The following is a 20,394-nucleotide window of genomic DNA, read 5'->3' as shown; positions in this document are numbered from 1 at the left end:
CTTATATCAGATACTTTTAAAAGTATCTGATATAAGTTTATTAAGGGTGATTAGAAATGAACAACTTATCAGCAAAGCCACAAATAATGAAAAGAGTAAATAGTGCATTAATTAAAGATTCATTAAAGAATAATGGTTCTGCAACTAAAGCCGAAATATCTGAAATAACTGGAATTAGTATAACAACTATAAGGACGTTGATTGAGGAATTAATCTTAAAAAAAGAGATAATAAGCTTAGGATTTGATGATTCAAGTGGGGGTAGAAGAGCTGAAAGATATTCACTTAATTTGGATTATAATAATGCATTATCTTTTTATATTAAAGATGGTTATATAAATTACGCAATAACAAATCTACTAGGAAACATTATTGAGGAAAACAAAGTAAAAATATATTATGATTATAATGAACAGATTATAGAAGACTTTATAGATAATGTAGTAATTGAGAGCTTTATATATAATATAGTTAAGGATAGAGATATAAAAGCTATAGGAATAGGAGTTCCTGGAGTAGTGGAAAATGGAACTTTTTTTAGTGGAAAAGGGCTTAATGATTGGAGAAAATTTGAGTTAGGAGACTACATACAGAAAAAATTAGGCATACCTGTAGTGTTAGAAAATGATCTGAATTCTATGGCATTAGGATTTAGTCTAAATTATTCTCAAAGCATAGAGGTATTAGATATAGAGAAATTAAATCTTGTATATATACATTTTACTGAAGCTGGAGTAGGGGCTGGAATAATAGCAAATGGGCAATTAATAAGAGGTGGAAATAATTTTGCTGGTGAACTAGGATTTCTTCCTATAAATAGCATGGGACATTTGGAAAAAGTTTTAGATAATAATATTGATGACGATACATATGTAGATATTATTTCTCAAACCATAGCAATTTTAAATTGTGTTACTAATCCATCTTTTATAGTTATAGGTGGAGAAACATTAAGAAAAAACTTAATAGAAAAAATAAGAAACACTTGTGAAAAATATTTAGCTAACAATATAAAGCCAACAATACTTTTATCAGAAGACAGTGAAAGAGATTATTTAACAGGTATAGCATATATAACTTCTGAATTTATGTATTCAGATATAAAAATTACAAAAAATTGATTATCAGTTTATTAAGGCGCAATAACGTAATGGTTAGCGTAACTTAAAACTTTTAATAATGCTTGGGATGATGCATACTAAATGAAATGCACATCCCTTGTTTTATGATATGATTAAGTTGATAAAGAAAAAGCTCTACAGCGATAAGGAGAATATAATGAACATAACCATAATAACAGTAGGAAAATTAAAAGAAAAATACTTAAAAGATGCAATAGATGAATACTCAAAAAGACTAAGTAGATACTGTAAATTAGATATAATAGAGCTTCCAGATGAAAAAACACCAGATAATGCTTCAGCAAAAGAAGAAGAAGCAATTAAAGAAAAGGAAGGACAAAACATATTAAGTAAAATTAAAGATAATATGTTTGTAATAGCTATGGATTTAGGTGGTAAGCAACTATCTTCAGAAGAATTTTCAGATTACATAGATAATCTTGGAGTAACTGGTAACTCTAATATAGCTTTTATAATAGGGGGAAGTTTAGGTATATCTAAGGCTGTTCTAAATAGAGCTAACTATAAGCTTTGTTTTTCTAAAATGACGTTTCCACATCAACTTTTTAGAGTTATGCTTTTGGAACAAATTTATAGAAGCTTTAGGATTATGAAGGGGGAACCGTACCATAAGTAAGCAACAACGAATCGTTTTTCGCTTTCTTATTTTCATGTGAAAGTATATCCTCATTATTAAAGCACAAAATAATTTCTTTAGCCGTTCTACCTTCAATTCTTGTAGAGGGGTTAATTGTTATTTCTTTAATTATTGTATGAAGTAATTCTTTTTTATTTTCAAAATCTGCCTTTTCAAAAATCTTATCAAAGTTTCTAAGCATTAATGCAACTTTTTCTGCATTTATATTTTTTTTATTTATGTTTTCGAGTTGAGTTTTATAGTTGATTAGTTCTTTTTCTAGTTTGTCTAATTCCCTATTAATTCCACTTACCAGTTCCCTTATTTTAGACTCCTTATATATTTTTAACATTTCATCATCAATTAGGTATTTATAATATTTATCTTCGTCATTTTTTAATTTTTTAATTCTCTTTGTTATATTGTCTATATTTTTTTGTATTTCCGCGGAGTTATTCTTACTTCCTAAATCCTTAACAATTCTATCTATAATACCATCACTATATATAAATTCTTTAATTTTACTAATAACCTGTTCTTCTAAAGGTTCTGATTTTATAGAATTTGGTTTACACACATCGCCCTTGTGGCTATTCCATCTACTACAGGAATAATATCTATATGTTACTTTAGTGCCGTCTTTATTCTTCCTTGTGGAACGTTGTGCAACCATAGCAGAGCCACAGTCAGGGCATTTAGGCAATCCACTCAAAAGATATTTAAAATTAGTCTTTTTAACTGGAGTTTTCCCAATTAAATCTCTTTTTTCTCTAGTTCTTTGCCATAAATCTTCACCTATTATAGGCTCATGCTTTCCTTTTTCTAAAACATAATCATCTGTAAGCCCTCTTCTTCTTTTCTTAGCCCAATCTTTTCTAACTCCCCAACGTATCATGCCTACAAAAACTGGGTTATCCAATACATATTTAACAGTAGAATAAGCCCATGTACTTCCTTTTTTAGTTGGATATTGCTCAATATTTCTATTGAGTTCTTGACAAATACGAGAATATCCCCAATTTTTATTTGTGTACAAATCAAAGATTTTTCTTACTGTTTCAGCCTCTTTTTCATTTATAACTAACTCCTTATTTATATAGTCATATCCAATAGATGTAACCCCTCCATTAAACTCACCTTGTGTTGCTTTTTCCTTCATACCCGCTCTAGTTTGAGAAACTATTGTATCTCGTTCCATTTCTGCAAATATACCTACAAGTTTTAACATAGGTTTACCAAAAGCAGTACTTGTATCTATTCCATCTTCTTTTGCTATTAAGGTAACATCATGTTGCTCTAAAAACTCTAGAATTATTAATAAATCTAGCATTTTTCTAGAAAGTCTAGAAAGTTTAGTAACAATTATAGCATCAATATCTTTATTTTTTTCTATTTCTTTTAAAAGATTTTTTATACCGCTTCTTTCGTTCATGCTTGTACCAGTTATCCCTAAGTCTTCAAATTCTCCAACGATATTATATTCCATAGCATTACAATACTTATGTAACGAACGCTTCTGATTTGGAATAGAATAGCCATCGTCTACTTGCTCTTGTGTAGATACTCTGTAATATAAAAGAATATTTTTATTTTCTTCAGACATAAAAACCTCCGTTTAGGATTAATAATATAACCATATTTTATATTAACCATACAATATAAGCAATAAAAAAACTTCATCATCTGATGAAGTTTGTATCTCACTTTCCTCCGAAGAAATTAATATCTCTTCTAGTATATCAAAAAATTTTTCAATTCTAATATCTTTTTCATTGCTTAAGTTTAATCCAATATTTTCCATATACATATGCCTCCTTACCCTAATTAGGGTTACATATGTAAAAAAAATATTGAATTAACATAAATTATACATATAAATTCAACTGAAATCAATAATAAATTTAAAATATAAAGTGTAATAGATTAATTTGTGTTAATTTATATTAGTATAGATTAATTTAAACTAATACAAGTTAATCTATATTAATATAAAAATAAGCCATTTGGCTTACTTCTATAAAGTCTTTATATATATTTGGGCAATATCATTTCTGTTATGTCCATGCCCTAGAAAAATACTAACTTTATCTACGCTTTCTTTTTTGCTATAACCTTGTTTCTTAAATTCTTCGTATTTTTCCGTTGCTACCATCTTTCTTATGCTATGTATTCCAGTTTTCCCCTCTGTGTATTTTGTTAGGTCTAAATTTTTACACGCCCTATGTAACCAAGCATTTATGCTTTCGGATTTAATTCCTACTACTTTATCTGTAAAGTTTGTTAAGCCTTTTTCTTGTACTATTTCTTTTATTCTTTTCATATATTCTTCTTTAATTTCTATGTCTCTAGATTTTCCGCCTTTACTTTCTATTACATGTATTATATTGTTCTTAAAATCCAAGTCTCTTAGTTGTAATTTTTCTAATTCTGCAGACCTTAATCCCGCAATTCCTGCTAGTTCTATACCAATAGGTGCCGCACTTTTAGCATCTTTTCCGTAATCTAAAATTTTGTTAAAATCGTCTCTAGACATCCATACATTCCTTATTTTTTCTTGCGTGCTAACAGCAGATGCAGGAGGAACTATTTCACCTCTCCATTCCAAGTTTGCCGAACTAAAGGTTTTATTTATAAGTACCTCCATTTTGTTAAGCCTACTTGTGTAGTTCTTTAATGTGTTATTGTTGCAATCTTCGGATTTATGCTTTAAAAAATCCTGTACATTATTTGCAGAAATATCTTTTATTTGTTTTATTCCAAAGTTCTCTTTGCAGTAAGTAGCAAGTTGCGTACTTACATCTATTAAACTTTTCCTTTCTGCATAACTCCAAACTCTCCCCATAGTTTCTTCTGTTCCAGAGTGTTGTCCTCCTTTAGCGGAGTGTTTATCTCCACCCCCTTCTCCAAAATTTCTATCTATAGCCGTTAAAAATTGATGTTTCAAACTTGCCATAATATCGCCCCCTTTAATCTTTATTTTTTCTTTATTTCTCTAAAATCTATTTAAAAACGTAATTTATTGCTATTTATTATATTTATATCTATGTAAATACGAAAAACTTCGTTTTTCTTTCTTTTACTATCCCTTTTACTTATAAATTGTGTTAACTCCAGCACTATACGGGATTAACACTGCTTTCCACTTCGTTGTCAAGCCGTTAATCCCGATAGCGTATATAGATATTATTTTTTTAGAGTACCTCTGGTACTCACTCCACCTCGCCTTCGGCAAGGAGTTTTATCCTAGCCATAGGCTACACATTACACACTAAAGTTAAGACTACACCACCAATCTTGGGTAGATTGGTAAAAAAGCACATTTATAAGCAAGTGTGTTATTTCTACTTAAAATATGCACACACAACTATAATAGTTGTAAACAAGCCAACTCTTTTAGAGTTAAAAATTTAAGGTTTTGTATATTAGGATTGAGCAGTAGGGTATATAGAGCATAAGCAGTAGTAGAAAATCTCCAAGTTGTTAAAATTAAGAAATAAAATATCTCCAGTTGTTTCTAAAGAAATAAAAACTCTAAATTTTATATAAAAATGTTATACCTACATGTATAAAGCAAATAGAATACACTTTGCAAGTTTTTTTACACAGAAAAAGAGATAGTTATTTTTCTATCTCTTCTTATAAAATTACTCCTTCCTATCAAGAACTTGGACATAATTGTACGCGGTGTTATATGCAAAGTAAAGAACCGTATTATCTTTATCCATAACTTTTAAAGTTACAGGATTAATAACTTCCATTTCAGCAACCTCAAACTCGAGATACTTCTCTAAAAACTCCAGTATTTTTAAATGTTCTTCCGTCATAAAAAAATCCTCCTAAATTTTATTAGATTAATGGTTAATACATGTAGATGTAAAACTAAATAGAGTATAGATGCAATATTTTTTATAAAGATATATAAAGAAAAAAAGGGGAGTTACTTCTATAAAAATAGTACAGGCAACGTTCCGTTGCATTTTTTTAGGTAAAAAAAGTTAGGAGGTAGGATAGCGGTTCTTTTATACTTACGTATATATAAAATCATCATTTTTTCTATAAATTTATAAATATATTTATTTATATTTTAGTAGAGTTTTTAGAGGTAGAGTAGATATGCTTTAATAACTGTTCCTCATGAAATTCAAAATATATTTATTGATATTTTAAGCGAATAGAAAGTATATTCGTATTACCTATAAAGTTCTGGGAAAAGGGAAAGAAAATAAAATAACAATTATTTTTAGGGAGGTTCACTCATTGCAAAGCCAATTTAACACAATTCTAGAATACATATACACTCCACTTATTTTTTTATCCGCTCTTTTTGATAGTATTCTATTAGAAAATGAAAAAAGAAATCAAAAATATAAGTATTTACTAAGAAATATTATTCAAATAGTATACTGTATATTGATTTCATTACTTTTAGGCATAATGTTAGGTTTTTTTACGTTAATGTTACTAGCATTAAGATACTCATTTTCGGATACAGCGGCTTATGGTATAATATTAATTCCAATAATATTATGTATAATATTAATCTGGATATTATTTCTGAATTACGATGATAAGAATTTTAACTTACCAAAGATTATCTTCTCAATTTGCTGGTTCTTAATTAATGTAAATTTAAAATCTCTAATTTTTGAAACAATAATTAATATATTAATCTTCCCAATAATATTAATGACAATATTTATGAAATTCTTATCTACTTTCGACATTAGTTATAATGAAGCACTAATATTAACGATAATCATTATGATGTTTTATTTCTTAATAAGCCTAATAATATACAGCGAAACAACTCAAAATAAAATAAAGAGACTTGCGAGACAGTCTGTAATGTGGATAATTCTATTTGTCTTAGTATCAATCTTCACTATTTATCAGATAAAAATCTCTATAAATGATAATCAAAGTGTTAGCAATGTAGTTAATATAGCATTGGCTGTGTTAGGTCTTGCTTTTACCATGACAACAATTGTAGATAAAGTTAAAAGTTTTTATGATGAATCTTTTAAACTAGATAAAAAACTTATAAAAAAAAGACTGAGATTTTTTAGAAATAAGTATCATATAAAGAAATATATAAAAAAAGTTGATGAAGAGAAAAATCAATTTATAGGAAACTTAAAATATATATATCATCAGTGGAGAAGTGGAGAAGTGGAGAAAGATTAATAGTTATTAAAGTTGTATTTGTTTCTTTTATATTTATATTTATGTTTATTATATTTACAATATATCAAGAGAAAATAGACCTCTTACCTCAATATATAGATAACTTGTTATTAACATTGCTTAATGGAGATACTTGGCTGAGGGATAGATTAATTGGACTATTAATATTTTTACTATTAAGTATTATATTCATGCTCGATTTATATAAAAAATTTAAGGTTTTGAGTAGGATGGATAAAATAGTATACTGGAGTAGAGTTATTATATCAATATCGATATTTCTTTGGGTTTTAGGAATGTCATTTTTTACTTGGTCTAAGTGGATATATACTTTGTTAAATATTGTAACCTTATCTCAAGTATTTATTTTTTATCTTATAGATAAATCCAAAAACTCATTAAGAAAAAAATAAGATAGTGTAATTACTATCTTATTTTACTAAACTGGTTTTTGTGTCTAATCCTTGCACTTCTTCTTTAATAATTGTTCCTCCGCCTGTATTATTTCCATTCCCTCTATTACTACCGCCTCCATTTTTTCCTCCGTCCGTTTCTAGATTAGTATTTCCAGAAGGGGAGATAGGGCTAAAAGGTTGCCCTTTATCCAGGTAGATTTCCCAATTTCTCTTAAGCCAAGTTTGGGGATAATCTTCAGATTGCCTTGTTTGGCTATATGTTGCAGTAACGCCTTTAGAGGTCTTTACATCTAAAATTGTATCTCCGTTTCGTCCTTCGCCTGCAAGATAGAGGGTTCTTGTGTATTTTCCAAAGGTATCCCAAACAACAGGAACTGCAGTTACATAGTAATAACCTGCCCTAGGGGCTGTAAATGTAGTAGTGTTAGACGGAGTTGTAAAGTTATTTTCCCTACTATAAGTACTTTCTTTTGTTTGTTTAAAGTCCACAGTCCAAGCGTAGTTTCGGATTTTTATTTCCTTTTTAAACTCCGCAGTTTCTTGTGTTGCATTATACCTGTACCTTCTATTATCTATATTGTCTATTACGTAGTGTCCTAATCCGCTTTTATAATGCATATTATAGCCGTTCCAAGTGCTAACATTAATATTTACCGTTGCAGGTTTAGGAGCGTTGTTATTACTAGGAGTAGTGGTTTTATTACCATCTTTGTCTTTATCCTCTGTTTTCGTTGTTTCTCCTTCTTCTCCTGTAAGTTTGTAATCTTTAGCAGGAGGAGTTGCTAAAGCGGTCGCACTAATAAACATATTTAAAACTAACAATGTAGTTAAAAATCTTTTCAATTTTCTATTTTCCATTTAAATCACGTCCTTTCTTTATTTTTTCACATACATGCATGGTATAAGATAAAGAAAGGAAAATCAAATTTTTTACATAAAAATAAGATACTAAAATAGTATCCTATTTTTATTAAATTCCATTTTCAAACTTAAAAATTTTAAAGTCTTTATTTAGAGTTAACGTACATTTTGTTGTATCATCTTTTTTATTAAATTCCTCCTCTATACTATTATCTACATAAGTATTAACAGTATAAATAGCGGTAATAGTAGTTCCTTCTTTTGTAATGCTATCTATATTAACCGATTTTATAGTTACTATTTGCTGTTTATCTTTAATTTCCTGCAATTGCGTTTTAACAAAATTATCGTCAAACCCTTTTTTACCTTCTTCAGTTAAGAAGTTAGTAAACTCTTTTACACTTTCCTCGGTTTCTGTATTAAAATCGCATCTAAACATAGATTTTGCAAAGGTTTCTGTTATCTCTTTCGCTTGTACTTCTTCTTCTTTTGTTAATCCATTTTCTTGTTTTGTATCTGTAACAACAGGTTTATCATTTGTAGTTTTAACCTCTTTTTTATTTCCTCCACAGGCTCCAAATAGAGTAGCACTTATACATATAGTTGTTAATAACATAATTATTTTTCTCATTTTATTACCCCCTTAAATTATTTTCTTCTTCAAAATTTTTTACATTTCTATAAAATGTGTTTGCCTTTATCCCCAGCAATTCCATAGCCCTTTTAGCGGTTATTAAGCCTCTTTTCCATTCGGCATAAACTCTTGCAAATTGCTCTCTATTTAACTTTATAGGTTGTCTACCTTTGTATTTACCCGCTTTTTTAGCAATAGCAATGCCATCTTTTTGCCTTTCTTTAGTCTTAATTCTTTCCTTTTCTGCCATATAGGAATAAAGATTAAAAACAATATCGTTTATAAGTTGCCTTTCCAAATCGCTTTTATTGGCACTATTTAATATTTCCATGTCTGTTAATATAATATCTGCACCTATTTGTTTTGTTATATAGTGCCATTCTTCCTTTATCATATCCTTATTTCTTCCAAACCTATCTAATTCGACGCATATAACAATATCTTCTTTTCTTATTTGCTCTTTCATTTTTAAATATTCTGTTCTGTTAAAATCTTTTCCGCTCTCTTTATCTAGAAACCATTTATCTATGTTTATATTATTTTTCTTGCAGTAGTTTTCTATATTTTCTATTTGCTTTTGCAAATTTTGTGTTTTACTACTAACTCTACAGTATGCAAAGTACATGCTACCACCTTCTTTCTGTATATTTACTATTTTGTATTAAATTACAAATATTTTCTACATGTGCATGCTAACATGTACTTGCAATAGAGTCAAGTTTTTTGCAATATTTCTTTAGGGTGTTTAAAAATGTTTATATGCAATACTATAGAGAAGATTATTGCAAAGAAAGTTTAGGTATACCCAAGTGCAACGCTATATTAAATAAGATACTCATGTGAGTATCTTATTTCTATTTAAGTTATAGGAAGATTTTCACCTATATAGGTTTGCTTATCTATTTTCCAACTATCATCTTCTTTTATTAAATTTATCATAAATGGCGTTCTAACTACAGAGCCGTTGTGAGTATAGGTAACATCGATTGATAGAACATATGAGTTATTAAACTGAAGGTAGTTTATTACTTTATAATCTATGCTTTTAAACTCAGTTACATATTCTTCTTTTCTCATAAGATTTTCTTGGGTAGCCATTAGTTTATTGATAGTTTCTATAAAATCATTAGAAGCAAATTTTAATAATTTATTTTTGCGGTCATTCAAATTATTTGAATTCATTAAATAGAAAACCTCAAAGAATTCTTCTGTAGTTTTCTTTGCATTATCAAGGTCAGAAAATTTATCTAAATTTTTTTCCTTAACATAATTACTTTTGGTCTTATCTGAATCTAACATATATATAACTGGCGATGTTGGAACTTCTTCTGCTCGGACATCAGAAAATCCGTTGTACTTGAGTACAGTTAATTTACCATTTTCTCTTGTTATATAAAGATATAATTTAGACTGATAATACTTTTCTTGTTCACTCACAGATGGGTTATTTTTTGCGTAAGAGAATATGGTAGAATCTATGAAATAAGTATCTGCATAAGAGTTAAATACAATAGAGTCAATATTAGTTTTTATATACTGAACTTGTATTTTCTTATCTTTTATATCTGCAATCTCATTATCATTATTTACATTACTTAAACTATTAACATAATCAGTACTACCAAAATTTCTAAAATCAAAAAATGTACTTTCGTCTGTATAATCAATATCTACTAAAGATTTGTTAAAACTATCAACGAAATCGCATATTTCCTTATAATTATTAAAATCTTCTGGTTTCTTTTCTATGCTTGTTTTATACCCTAAATATTCAACTTTTGTTTCAGCAGTTGGTAACTGCTCTGCCGAAGTAATTTCTTTAGATTCAATTTTATTAGAATCCTCAATACTTTCTTTTTTTCCGCACCCTATTAAAATGCTTGTACCCAACATTAAACTTAACAGTACTGTTATAACCTTTTTACTTCTTATCATTTTTTATCCCCCTTAATCTCTATGTAATATTTTTAATACTTAGATACAAAAACTATAGAATACATACCACTATTTTCTATAACAACTACACTACATTCATTCCCTCCACTATATCTATCTCCTATTACCGCTGGTATTTCTTTAACCATATTAATATTATCTGTTTCTGCATAAGTATATTTAACATTTACCGCAGTAGGGTTATCCCCTTGTCCTATTCTATAAGCGATGTATTGTTCTCCTATAAAATTATAATTACCACTTAAAGTCAATTTCTTATTTAAATTAGTACTTGTATAGTTATTAACAACAGAAAATACTGTATTTACTAAATCTCCTCTTACCTTATACGTTTTTGTAGGGGTAGAGGGAGTTGGCTGTGGAGTAGGAGTAGGTTGTTGAGTAGGGATTTCTTGTTTTTCGTTATTATTGTTATTATTGTTATTATTTGGTTGTTGTATGTTGTTACTTGTAGAATTGCTATTAGTATTACTAGCAATAGTCTTGCTTTCTTCTTTATTATTAGCACTACTATTGTTAGTAGTAGCAACTTCGTTATTTTCTTCTTTTTTATCTTCTGTTTCTTTAGAATATTCTTCTACATTGCCTGCTTCTTCATCTTCATTTGTAATTGTTTCCATAACTTCTTTAGCATCTTCTTTAACAGTATCTTTCTTTTCCTTATTGCACGCTATAAAAGATAGAGTAGTAGATGCGACTAATAATATTACTAAAATTTTATGTTTACTCATATCTATCCCCCTTTTTTGAATCTCAATAGAAATTATAACACTTGAATTGGTAATTGTCAGTAAAAAAGATGATTATATTCATCTTTAAGATGTTTATAGTCAGTCGACAATAATACTCCTTCAATAAAGAATTAAATAGGGAGGGGAATATTATGAGTTTTGAGGAATCGGTAGGTATAATTTTAAAAAAATATAGAGTTTTAGAGCAATTAAGCCAAGAAGAACTTGCTTTCAAAGTAGGATTAGACAGAACCTATGTAGGAAAAATAGAGCGAGGAGAGACGAAAGTAACTGTAAATATATTGCATAAGTTGTGTAATCACTTCAATATAAAATTAAGTGTTTTTTTCTTAGATGTAGAAAACTTATTAGAAATTCATTAGAAATTATATTTGAAAAACAAAAGAAAGTAGGCTTTATCCTACTTTCATGTTTTATTATTCTATCTTTTTCTTTAGAATAAAATTAACCGAATGAAATTAATATTTAGTTTTTATATTACTTACAATTCTATTTATTGTGTAAGAATTTCTCATTATGAGTCCTCATATATACCATCATAATTCGGCATGTTAATCTCTATCGACTTTTCATTATAGATTATCTCAGATGCTATATAATCTAATTCTTTTAATCTAATTTTTTCTATAGCCCTTTCTGAAGAACTCTTTCTAGACTTTAAATATTCTTCCAAAATTTTATAATCGGCTAGATTTATTATTCTTAAAATTATATTCCAAAGACTCTCTTCATATTTATCATTTAATTTTTCAAAAGCCCAATCGAACAGTTTTTCAAAATATTGGTTATCTAGTTCTTGAATTTTATTTAATCTCTCTAAAACTTCTTCCAAATTATTGTTATCTATTAATATATCTAGTTGACTTAGAATATTTTCTCTATATTGTTGCATATTTTTTTCGTTTACATATTCAATAAGCCAATCTACATTAAAAATTCTTTCATGTGTGTAATAGTCATATGTTACCCATTCTGACTCAGTAAAAATCTCTGGAGAATTTGCATCATATTTATACAATTTACTTAAAATATTACGAATTTTATTTTCATAAGCATCAATATCTGCTAAATCTACTAATAAGTCATATAGCGATATCAAATATCTTTGATTAAGAAAATAATCTATATTTTCTTCTTGTATATTTTTATTTATTTTAGAAATAAGAATATTAAATTGATTTTCTGATAACTTATATGGAGTTCTAAGTTTCTTCATGTCTTGTTGAATCTCTGTGAAATCCTCAAAATAATCTTTTATTATTTGATTATTATATTCTTCGTATTTATAAATATTTTCTATTACATTTATCATTTGCTCTTGATAGTAATTAGTACTACGAATTAACTTTTCCTTTATTAATTCATCTTGCAAAAAGTTTTTGCGTATAACATAATTACACAATCTAATCAAGTTATCATCTAATTTAAAACTATTACAATCAAATGTATATTCGCCAATACTACGTAACAGATTAATTTCTTTATTAAATCTATATATTAAATCCACATACTTTTTAAATAGTCTTAAATTATTCTGTTGAACATTTTCTTCTGTTAAGGGTGTTCTAAAAATTTTTATAATATTATTTAAATCTTTTTCATAAATCCCACAAAGTTTATACATTGCTACACTTTCTAAAGTTTTTTGATTTAATTTATCAACCACAAATTCAAAATCAACTAATTTTTCTTTAAATGAATTAAAAACTAAAGCATCGTTAGAACTAAAATTAACACTACTTCCAACCAAAATAACATTATACTTTGATGTTGCTCTTTCTACTAACCCCATTATATCTTTCATAGGAATTCTAGAAGATTTTCTTTCTAAATCATCTATACAAATAATAATTTTCTTGTCATTATCTTCACTATCGATATCTTCAATAGATACATTACTAATATATCTATTAAAATCCAAATCAATTCCAGTAGATTGACTAAGTAAATCTTTTAATGCATTACCAAATATTTTCACTTTGGAATTTACCTCAATACTACTACCTTTTTTAAATATAGGTAGTATTTGCATTAATAAACCATTTTCAATTTGTTTTAAATTTTCTTTACCAAATAAAGAAATTCTTATTAGTTCAAACTCTTCTTTATTTTCCTCTTGGAATTTATCTATAGTATAGGTTTTTCCAATTCCCCATTCTCCATCAATAAATATACATAAATTTTCTTGAGAATTTTCATTGAATATTTTTTTTGTTATAGATAGCACTTTTTTATAATCCATATATTTTCTCCTAAAGTTTAATAATATTCTCAATTTAAATAATTTCTACATATTTGGAAATAATCCTTCAAAAAATTTATGTATTGAACTAAATTAAAAAGTTCTTTATATGAAAATAGAGCAGATATAAATCCGCTCTACAAAATAAAAATTATAAATAATTGTGCAAGTAATACGTGTAACCATTGTATTTACTGGGGTATATATGTATTTTTTAGAAATATTAAATTATTCCTTTGATAAATAAACTAATTTAAGGTTAGGTTTTGAAATATGTAAGGTTGCTGGAAAAGTAGAATTTAATTAATTATTTTTTTATTATCAATATTTATATTGGTTACATATGGAATATATGTATTATATATGATATGTTATATTTAAATAATTAAAAATTTAATTAATCTTAGGGGGAATATTTATGTATACATATCTTTCAGAAGTAGAGACACTTATCAATGAAATGGTAGAGACTTATGAAATTAAAGGAAAAAGTTTAATTTTTTATAAGAGTAGGATTAATAAATTCTTTTCAGAATATATGGATACTACAATTAATAAGGATAAACCATTAAATGCTCTAACATATTTTGATGTGGATATATACTTGAGAGATTTAAATTATAGTAATGCAGAGAAATTAAATCATTATAGTGCATTGAAGCGTTTTTTTGAATATACCTATTTAAAAAAGAAAACAAATGAGATTATAAGTCAAGTTACTAAACCTATATATGAAAGAAAATCAAAAGAGATATTGAAAAAAGATGAGTATGATAAACTGAAAAACTTTATTGTGTGCAGGAATAATAATTTAGAGGAGCGTTTAATATTAGGTTTATTTCTTTTTACTGGATTGAGTAGACAATATATTGCGCCACTGAGAAATAATCAGTTTATATATGAAGATGGAGTATACAAACTAACTATATGGAAAGATGAAATGGAAGTAAAACTACCATTAAAAGCCGAATTGCAATTACTCGTTCATGAATATTGTACAAGTATATCTGATGAGAAAAAATTAGATAGGGTAGTTAAATTGAATGAAAACACAGTAAGCACATACATAAGTAATTTAATAAAGCCAATAATAGGAAGAAAATGTACACCTACTATTTTATCAAACACTTTTATTTCTAAAGCACTATCAAATGAAAATTACATATGGGAAGTAAGTAAACTCACTTTGGAGTCTGCTTCAACTATAGAACAACATATAAAAGATATTGATAATTTGACCAATAAACAAACTTCAATATTGAATAGTTTTTAATTTCAGAATTTATATATAAATTCTCGTCTAAATAGGACTTACCCATTAACAAGTAAACAAGGGAGAAGGGGGAAGGGGGAAGGAGATTTCATTTTTCTTCTTCTTTTTTTCTTTACTTGTAAAATTTTTTCTCCCCTTTGCTATAAGTAAACTTATAGCTATAAATTTAACTACAACACAAAAAAACCTATGGATCATAAGTCTGAAAAAATTTTACCTCCTTAAAATAATATTTATAAATTTAATAAATCTAGTTCTTCATATATTCCTATACTATTAAGAACATTATTAAAATCCAAATTATATTTATAGCAATTAATACTTAAATATAATTTTTTATAGTTAAATGCAGTTTTGTCTTTTAATATCTTTTCTGCTTTTTTACTTACATTGCTTGCAGTAATAGCAACTTGTTTACATACTATTCTTATTATTTCTTCTATGTCTAAAATCTTAGCAGTTTTATTGTATAAATTATAAGCAAAGGTTTTATTATCCCTAATAATAGTTTCTGTTTTATATTCCTCTCCAGTAACTTCTACTAAATTATCTATACTATTAAAGAAATCTTCTTTTTGTCTGCTAAAGAGATAGAGGTTAAATTTATAAGGCTTGTCTAGTTTCAATGCTTCTTTAGAGTAGTTCACCAATCTATGTCTTGTCATTTCTCTAACTTTTTTAGATTTTGTATAGGTTTCTTCCTTTATTGTATTTTTTATTTCTTTACTTATGTACTTAGCAATATACTCCTTAATTTGTACTAAATCTTTTTTATTATCAGTAAACTTTAGAAAGTTTTTTATTCTTATATTGCTATCACTATTTTTTTCTTTCTTTGCCTCTTTTAACTGTAAATTATGTTTTTTAGCGTAGTTATCTATCATCTTGTTTGCTCGTTTATGTTGTATCTCGTACTCTAAATAAGGGCAATCGTAAATAACCCCATGTACATGTAGAGTTTTATCTTTATGTTCTTCTATAAAATACACATATCTTAATTTATTAATCTTGCTTTTAAATAGAGCATAGTTCAAAATTTTAAAGTAATTATTCATTATATTTGTCATGTCCTTTCTATCGTACACTGCATATCTTGTTGTTACTGTAACGAAAGTAACAGTTTTACTTACTTCTGTATTAAGAGCATTAATATTTTCAAAATCGGAAAGAGCCTTTTTTAAAGTATACAATCTTCCTGCTTTTTGTTTCTTAACCTTTATTTCTTCCAATTCTTCTGCGGTAAGTTCATTTTTCTTTTTTGTTTCTATTGTTATAGTAGTGTTATTCCCATCTATATTTCTGCTAATAACTTCTACAGTATCCTTGCTTTCCTTCTTTTTTCTATTCTTAACTTTATCGTATACTTTCAAATCTGCAGATTGTATATAATCCTTTATAAATACAGTATTATCCGCTCTGTTTAATACTATTTGTAAATTTGTTATAGCCATTTCTTTTTCGCTTGTATGTATTTTTTCTTTTGTAGTTGTAGTGTTATTAACTAATTCCAATTTATTTTTTACTAGTGTAAACTCTTGTTTTAATAGGTTTTCTGCTATCATTCTTATCCCCCCTTTTATTTTGGAGATAAAAAAGAGACTATTAGCATATTCCCTTTGCTACATAGCCTCGCTTAAACAACATTCTAACCATATTCTTTTTTATAATTTTTTATATAAAACTTGCATTGTGCTTTGTCTTATGTTAAAATTTCTGTATCGAAAAAAGTAATTTGATTAGAACTTTGTTGGCTTTGGTAGAGTAGCAAAGTTCTTTTTTTATGCCTTAAAATAAAACAAAAAAAGGAGAAACTAGAATTAAACCTGTTTAAAACAAGTTTATATCTAATTTCTCCTTCTTTTTATATAAAAAAATCTCTATTTTATCTCTTATTATTTCTAAAAAATTATGTTTTATATATTATATAGCATTTATAAGAAAAAAGCAAGCATAAATTTATAAAAAATAAAAAGACATGATATACATGTCTTTTATATATTAATACTAAGCAATTTTTTCAAAATCAATAACTTCAAGTATTTGTTTAGCGTACCAATTAACACCTTTATGAACTAGAGCCGAATTCTCAAAATCAATATTATCAATAGCAGTATTTGCAATATTGTTTGCTTGCGTATAATTTAATTTCCCAAATGAAAGTTTAAATAACGTTTCAGATAGTTCATTTTTTAATGTTTCTAGGTCTTTATTTGTTATAGTAATCATTTATATCCAACTCCTTTCCAGTATTTACTGAATACACATTTATTACTTTAATTATATCACAAATTTTTTGATTGTGTATAGATAATTGTTTACTACTAGTAGTTTTTTTTAATCCTTCTAGTACATTTTCTTCAGTTATTTCACCATTTTTAAGTTTTTGTAATAAAATTATAGGATTGCTATCGCTCATAACACCAAATATAAAGTCAAAGTTATGATGAGAAGTACCATCAACATTTTTAGTTCTATTATGATAAACAAATTTAGCAAATTCATCATCATACTTATCTAATATTCTAAATTTATATTTTTTATCATTAAACCATTCAATAGGAGAAAATTCAAATTCTATGACAACTGGAATTCTAGTATCCTCTATATCTTTTGTAGGTAATCCTAAATTAGGTTCTATTGCTTGATACTGTAATAACTTTGTTATGAAATATTCTGCTTGCTTTTTGTCTGGGGTTACATAAAAAGCGTAACCAAAATCTAATTCATTACCTTTATTATAATCAACTAAGATACCTTGGCTACAAATATTTTTCCAACCAGCGAGAGTAGTAGCATGGTACCATCTATCTTTATTTAAATATTTTAAAAATTTATCACCCATATAATTAAACCTCATTTTAAATGTCAAGCATGTTTTAATGAATTTAATTATAGCATATATAAAATAGTATTGTCCATTTATTAACATAATAAACGGTAAATACAATAATTTAAATTATTTACAGCATAATCTTAATTCAATATAAAAATCGTTTGGTTTAAAAAAGTTACGGTGAACCGTACCATAAGTAAAGGAGTAAAAAATTCACTTAAATTGGATAAATATTCATATTGTTTGTTTATAGCACTATTAACCATATTTTAAATATAAATACGGTTGATAGTTTTTTTATTATATAAAATAATCAGATACTTTTATATAAATTACCTATAAATTAGTATAAAATGTAAATATATATAAAAGGAGGTAGAAAAATGAGTGTATGTGATGCTAGTTCTAGTTGGAGTGGATATCAGTATCAGGGGAAGATAACTATTTATATCGCATTACAACTAATTAATAAATGTGTTAAGAATCCAACTGGTATGAATGTAGGAAAATATTTCATTGAAGTAGAACACCGTGAAGACTTAGCTATAAAAAAGGAAAATGAGTATATATCTTTTCATCAAGTAAAAGCAAGAAAATTTGACATTTATATGAATAATTATCTAGAAGCAATAGATAAGCTATATGACGAAAAGATAAAAAGTCCAAATGCCGATATATTTTTGCATACTATAGTTAATATCAAAGATTGGAGTGAAGAAAAGTACAAAGATTTATATAAATCTAAAGTTGAGAAAGATATTGCTGCAATTAATTTAATAGAAGAAGAAAAAAGCAAGTTAACAGATGCTAAAGCTATTAAGGAAAAGGATGAAAAAATAGATAAAATAAAAGATGAAATTAAATATAATCAATCAAAATATGATGAGAGTAACAAGATTAACAGTATAATACTCTGTAAGTATGGAGCAAAAGATGATAAATTCTGTACCTTAGGGGGCATAAAGGTATATATAGAGAATGAAATAAAAGAATACTTATTATATACAAATCAGAATGAAAAGCTTGGAAATATTGATGTGGCATATAATAAACTAATATGTTACATGGACGAGTATGTAAAAAAAAGACATGCAGGTGAGGTAAAGGAATATTTTGCAGTAGAAGAAATAAAAAATATATTAGATATGAGTTATTTAGATAGGGATAGATTATTTCATCTATCAAAAATAAAAGATATTTATTGTAGCATTAGCATAGATAATTATTGCAGTGATTTTTGTGATATGAAAGAAAGATGCAGCGTAGAATATTATGAATGCAAAATATATAAAGTAATTGAACATTTATTAAATATTGATCTTGATGATTTGGAAAAAATAATAATGAAATTTAATCCACATGTTTTAATTAAAGATTGGGAGTATGATGGAAGAAACTTTGTAAAAGAAGAGGGATTATATTTTTTGTATGAAACAATTATTAGCCATATAGAAAAGGAGTTATTTATTAGTGAGACTGTCGTTAAGTATGATAAAGGGGGAGTAAGTTATTTACCAACTACAATAAATTTACTTTCAGATAGACTAAAGAAAAGTGCAATTGAAAGATATAAGAAAACAATAAATAATAATGATTTTTTATTAAATGAATTATTTGAATATAATGTGTTCATAACTGAAAATTTAGTTAGTGAAAATATACTAGAATCAATAAATGATGTGGATGAAGTTGATAATATACTTGCAAAAGAACAAGAAGAATATAACGATAAGTGTTATTTAGTTAATCAAATTAGGTTTAAAGATATTGAAAAGATAAGGGAGGAAATAAATAATGATTAATATTATAAGTGATTTACTCAAACTAACGGAATTTAGTATAGACCAAGAAAATAATTTTGCAAGTAATAATAAAAAACGTATGTTTTATGTCTATAAAAGTTATGATAGCATTAAGGAATTTAAAGAAAAAATATATGAAGACCAAGATAATTTATATGATCATATAACTGGGTTAGAAAATGGAAATGAAATAAAAAAGAACACTTCATTTATTATATTGATTAAATTAAATGAAAATAGTGAAAAGAAGAATATTCAAGAAGAAATTCTAGATTTAGAAGAAGATAAATATTTTTTTAAGAAATATGTAATTACTTATTTAAATGATGAAGTTAATAGTTTTTATAATAAATTAAAAGAATATGATAATATAATAAATTTTATGGCGAAAAACCTTAATGATACAGATAAATTTGAAAAATTTAAAGTAAGTAATGAGATATCATATTATAGCTTAATTTTGAAGATATACATAAAGATTCCACATTTGTCTTGTAGAGATATATTTAATAAAAAAGAAATAACTAATTTGGGAGAGAGTATTATAGAAGGAATTAAAGAGATACAAGAGAAAGTAAAGGACGATAAATTAGATTATCATAAAAAGGTTATATCTTTAGATGAAAATGATATTGATGGTTATATAGAAAGGATGCTTTTAGAGATAAAGGAGAGTGAATAAA

The 20,394-nt window shown here is 26.5% G+C and carries 20 protein-coding genes; 7 read left to right on the top strand and 13 right to left on the bottom strand.

Translation table 11 applies throughout. From position 1 onward, the window contains the following. Nucleotides 1-56: 56 nt before the first annotated feature. Nucleotides 57-1,121 (top strand): ROK family protein, encoded by a 1,065-nt coding sequence (locus B3N22_RS17325; protein ID WP_286909001.1) that lies wholly within the window; start codon nt 57-59, stop codon nt 1,119-1,121. A 157-nt stretch (nt 1,122-1,278) separates the two neighbouring features. Further along, nucleotides 1,279-1,758, top strand: coding sequence for a 23S rRNA (pseudouridine(1915)-N(3))-methyltransferase RlmH (gene rlmH / locus B3N22_RS17320; RefSeq protein ID WP_286908999.1), 480 nt, complete (start codon nt 1,279-1,281; stop codon nt 1,756-1,758). Here the strand turns inward: rlmH and B3N22_RS17315 are convergent. The 4 genes from B3N22_RS17315 to B3N22_RS17300 form a co-directional block, all read right to left on the bottom strand. Continuing rightward, a complete protein-coding gene (locus tag B3N22_RS17315) occupies nt 1,730-3,361 on the bottom strand; it encodes a recombinase family protein (protein ID WP_286908997.1) in 1,632 nt (543 codons plus the stop codon). The two genes, rlmH and B3N22_RS17315, sit on opposite strands and share 29 nt — an antisense overlap. 42 nt (nt 3,362-3,403) lie before the next feature. Beyond that, nucleotides 3,404-3,559 carry a hypothetical protein gene (locus B3N22_RS17310; RefSeq protein WP_175550916.1) on the bottom strand — a complete coding sequence of 52 codons (156 nt, stop codon included), beginning with the start codon at nt 3,557-3,559 and terminating at the stop codon, nt 3,404-3,406. 213 nt (nt 3,560-3,772) lie between these two features. Beyond that, nucleotides 3,773-4,711, bottom strand: a complete 939-nt coding sequence (locus tag B3N22_RS17305; protein ID WP_286908994.1) for a tyrosine-type recombinase/integrase — start codon at nt 4,709-4,711, stop codon at nt 3,773-3,775. Between the two features lie 691 nt (nt 4,712-5,402). After that, the gene (locus B3N22_RS17300; RefSeq protein WP_286908992.1) at nt 5,403-5,582 is read right to left on the bottom strand and encodes a hypothetical protein; all 180 of its coding nucleotides are present in this window, start codon (nt 5,580-5,582) and stop codon (nt 5,403-5,405) included. A 433-nt stretch (nt 5,583-6,015) separates the two neighbouring features. Between B3N22_RS17300 and B3N22_RS17295 the strand changes: the two genes are divergently transcribed. Further along, nucleotides 6,016-6,942, top strand: coding sequence for a hypothetical protein (locus B3N22_RS17295; RefSeq protein ID WP_286908990.1), 927 nt, complete (start codon nt 6,016-6,018; stop codon nt 6,940-6,942). Nucleotides 6,943-7,373: 431 nt separating this feature from the next. On the opposite strand, the gene B3N22_RS17290 is transcribed toward B3N22_RS17295, so the two are convergent. From B3N22_RS17290 to B3N22_RS17270, 5 genes are all read right to left on the bottom strand, one after another. Beyond that, the gene (locus tag B3N22_RS17290) at nt 7,374-8,216 is read right to left on the bottom strand and encodes a hypothetical protein (RefSeq protein ID WP_286908988.1); all 843 of its coding nucleotides are present in this window, start codon (nt 8,214-8,216) and stop codon (nt 7,374-7,376) included. A 112-nt stretch (nt 8,217-8,328) separates the two neighbouring features. After that, the gene (locus B3N22_RS17285) at nt 8,329-8,850 is read right to left on the bottom strand and encodes a hypothetical protein (RefSeq protein ID WP_286908986.1); all 522 of its coding nucleotides are present in this window, start codon (nt 8,848-8,850) and stop codon (nt 8,329-8,331) included. A gap of 4 nt (nt 8,851-8,854) precedes the next feature. Further along, nucleotides 8,855-9,478, bottom strand: coding sequence for a recombinase family protein (locus B3N22_RS17280; RefSeq protein ID WP_286908984.1), 624 nt, complete (start codon nt 9,476-9,478; stop codon nt 8,855-8,857). A gap of 233 nt (nt 9,479-9,711) precedes the next feature. Further along, the gene (locus B3N22_RS17275; protein ID WP_286908982.1) at nt 9,712-10,788 is read right to left on the bottom strand and encodes a hypothetical protein; all 1,077 of its coding nucleotides are present in this window, start codon (nt 10,786-10,788) and stop codon (nt 9,712-9,714) included. 32 nt (nt 10,789-10,820) lie between these two features. Beyond that, entirely contained in the window at nt 10,821-11,540 is a 720-nt protein-coding gene (locus B3N22_RS17270) for a hypothetical protein (protein WP_286908980.1), read from the bottom strand. Between the two features lie 152 nt (nt 11,541-11,692). On the opposite strand from B3N22_RS17270, the gene B3N22_RS17265 reads away from it, so the two are divergent. Continuing rightward, nucleotides 11,693-11,923, top strand: a complete 231-nt coding sequence (locus tag B3N22_RS17265; protein ID WP_286908978.1) for a helix-turn-helix domain-containing protein — start codon at nt 11,693-11,695, stop codon at nt 11,921-11,923. A 152-nt stretch (nt 11,924-12,075) separates the two neighbouring features. On the opposite strand, the gene B3N22_RS17260 is transcribed toward B3N22_RS17265, so the two are convergent. Continuing rightward, complete coding sequence (locus B3N22_RS17260) at nt 12,076-13,803, bottom strand: P-loop NTPase fold protein (RefSeq protein ID WP_286908976.1); 1,728 nt, start codon at nt 13,801-13,803, stop codon at nt 12,076-12,078. Between the two features lie 418 nt (nt 13,804-14,221). On the opposite strand from B3N22_RS17260, the gene B3N22_RS17255 reads away from it, so the two are divergent. Next, nucleotides 14,222-15,076 (top strand): hypothetical protein, encoded by an 855-nt coding sequence (locus B3N22_RS17255; protein WP_286908974.1) that lies wholly within the window; start codon nt 14,222-14,224, stop codon nt 15,074-15,076. A 233-nt stretch (nt 15,077-15,309) separates the two neighbouring features. On the opposite strand, the gene B3N22_RS17250 is transcribed toward B3N22_RS17255, so the two are convergent. The 3 genes from B3N22_RS17250 to B3N22_RS17240 form a co-directional block, all read right to left on the bottom strand. After that, the gene (locus tag B3N22_RS17250) at nt 15,310-16,638 is read right to left on the bottom strand and encodes a rolling circle replication-associated protein (protein ID WP_286908972.1); all 1,329 of its coding nucleotides are present in this window, start codon (nt 16,636-16,638) and stop codon (nt 15,310-15,312) included. A 442-nt stretch (nt 16,639-17,080) separates the two neighbouring features. Next, the gene (locus B3N22_RS17245; RefSeq protein WP_286908970.1) at nt 17,081-17,302 is read right to left on the bottom strand and encodes a hypothetical protein; all 222 of its coding nucleotides are present in this window, start codon (nt 17,300-17,302) and stop codon (nt 17,081-17,083) included. After that, nucleotides 17,283-17,918: a DUF3990 domain-containing protein gene (locus B3N22_RS17240; RefSeq protein WP_286908968.1), complete on the bottom strand. Its 636-nt coding sequence runs from the start codon at nt 17,916-17,918 to the stop codon at nt 17,283-17,285. Before B3N22_RS17240 ends, B3N22_RS17245 begins: the two co-directional genes overlap by 20 nt. Before the next feature lie 374 nt (nt 17,919-18,292). Here B3N22_RS17240 and B3N22_RS17235 point away from each other — a divergent pair, with 374 nt between their 5' ends. Further along, on the top strand, nt 18,293-19,711 hold the full coding sequence (locus tag B3N22_RS17235) for an ABC-three component system protein (protein WP_286908966.1): 1,419 nt from the start codon (nt 18,293-18,295) through the stop codon (nt 19,709-19,711). After that, entirely contained in the window at nt 19,704-20,393 is a 690-nt protein-coding gene (locus tag B3N22_RS17230; protein WP_286908965.1) for an ABC-three component system middle component 1, read from the top strand. The genes B3N22_RS17235 and B3N22_RS17230 overlap by 8 nt, the downstream gene beginning before the upstream one ends. Nucleotide 20,394: the final 1 nt, after the last annotated feature.

It is taken from the genome of Clostridium sp. UBA1652 (genome assembly GCF_002320975.1).
Classification (GTDB): domain Bacteria; phylum Bacillota; class Clostridia; order Clostridiales; family Clostridiaceae; genus Clostridium_T; species Clostridium_T intestinale.
Note: the sequence above shows the minus strand (reverse complement) of the source record. Positions and strands in the feature narration are given on the sequence as shown.

Bases quoted from the DNA above. Each gene is read 5' to 3' on its own strand.
- B3N22_RS17305 (WP_286908994.1), bottom strand. From the start codon at position 4,711: ATGGCAAGTTTGAAACATCAATTTTTAACGGCTATAGATAGAAATTTT.
- B3N22_RS17270 (WP_286908980.1), bottom strand. From the start codon at position 11,540: ATGAGTAAACATAAAATTTTAGTAATATTATTAGTCGCATCTACTACT.
- B3N22_RS17310 (WP_175550916.1), bottom strand. From the start codon at position 3,559: ATGGAAAATATTGGATTAAACTTAAGCAATGAAAAAGATATTAGAATT.
- B3N22_RS17230 (WP_286908965.1), top strand. From the start codon at position 19,704: ATGATTAATATTATAAGTGATTTACTCAAACTAACGGAATTTAGTATA.
- B3N22_RS17290 (WP_286908988.1), bottom strand. From the start codon at position 8,216: ATGGAAAATAGAAAATTGAAAAGATTTTTAACTACATTGTTAGTTTTA.
- B3N22_RS17235 (WP_286908966.1), top strand. From the start codon at position 18,293: ATGAGTGTATGTGATGCTAGTTCTAGTTGGAGTGGATATCAGTATCAG.
- B3N22_RS17265 (WP_286908978.1), top strand. From the start codon at position 11,693: ATGAGTTTTGAGGAATCGGTAGGTATAATTTTAAAAAAATATAGAGTT.
- B3N22_RS17285 (WP_286908986.1), bottom strand. From the start codon at position 8,850: ATGAGAAAAATAATTATGTTATTAACAACTATATGTATAAGTGCTACT.
- B3N22_RS17315 (WP_286908997.1), bottom strand. From the start codon at position 3,361: ATGTCTGAAGAAAATAAAAATATTCTTTTATATTACAGAGTATCTACA.
- B3N22_RS17300 (WP_286908992.1), bottom strand. From the start codon at position 5,582: ATGACGGAAGAACATTTAAAAATACTGGAGTTTTTAGAGAAGTATCTC.
- B3N22_RS17245 (WP_286908970.1), bottom strand. From the start codon at position 17,302: ATGATTACTATAACAAATAAAGACCTAGAAACATTAAAAAATGAACTA.
- rlmH (WP_286908999.1), top strand. From the start codon at position 1,279: ATGAACATAACCATAATAACAGTAGGAAAATTAAAAGAAAAATACTTA.
- B3N22_RS17260 (WP_286908976.1), bottom strand. From the start codon at position 13,803: ATGGATTATAAAAAAGTGCTATCTATAACAAAAAAAATATTCAATGAA.
- B3N22_RS17325 (WP_286909001.1), top strand. From the start codon at position 57: ATGAACAACTTATCAGCAAAGCCACAAATAATGAAAAGAGTAAATAGT.
- B3N22_RS17280 (WP_286908984.1), bottom strand. From the start codon at position 9,478: ATGTACTTTGCATACTGTAGAGTTAGTAGTAAAACACAAAATTTGCAA.
- B3N22_RS17255 (WP_286908974.1), top strand. From the start codon at position 14,222: ATGTATACATATCTTTCAGAAGTAGAGACACTTATCAATGAAATGGTA.
- B3N22_RS17275 (WP_286908982.1), bottom strand. From the start codon at position 10,788: ATGATAAGAAGTAAAAAGGTTATAACAGTACTGTTAAGTTTAATGTTG.
- B3N22_RS17240 (WP_286908968.1), bottom strand. From the start codon at position 17,918: ATGGGTGATAAATTTTTAAAATATTTAAATAAAGATAGATGGTACCAT.
- B3N22_RS17250 (WP_286908972.1), bottom strand. From the start codon at position 16,638: ATGATAGCAGAAAACCTATTAAAACAAGAGTTTACACTAGTAAAAAAT.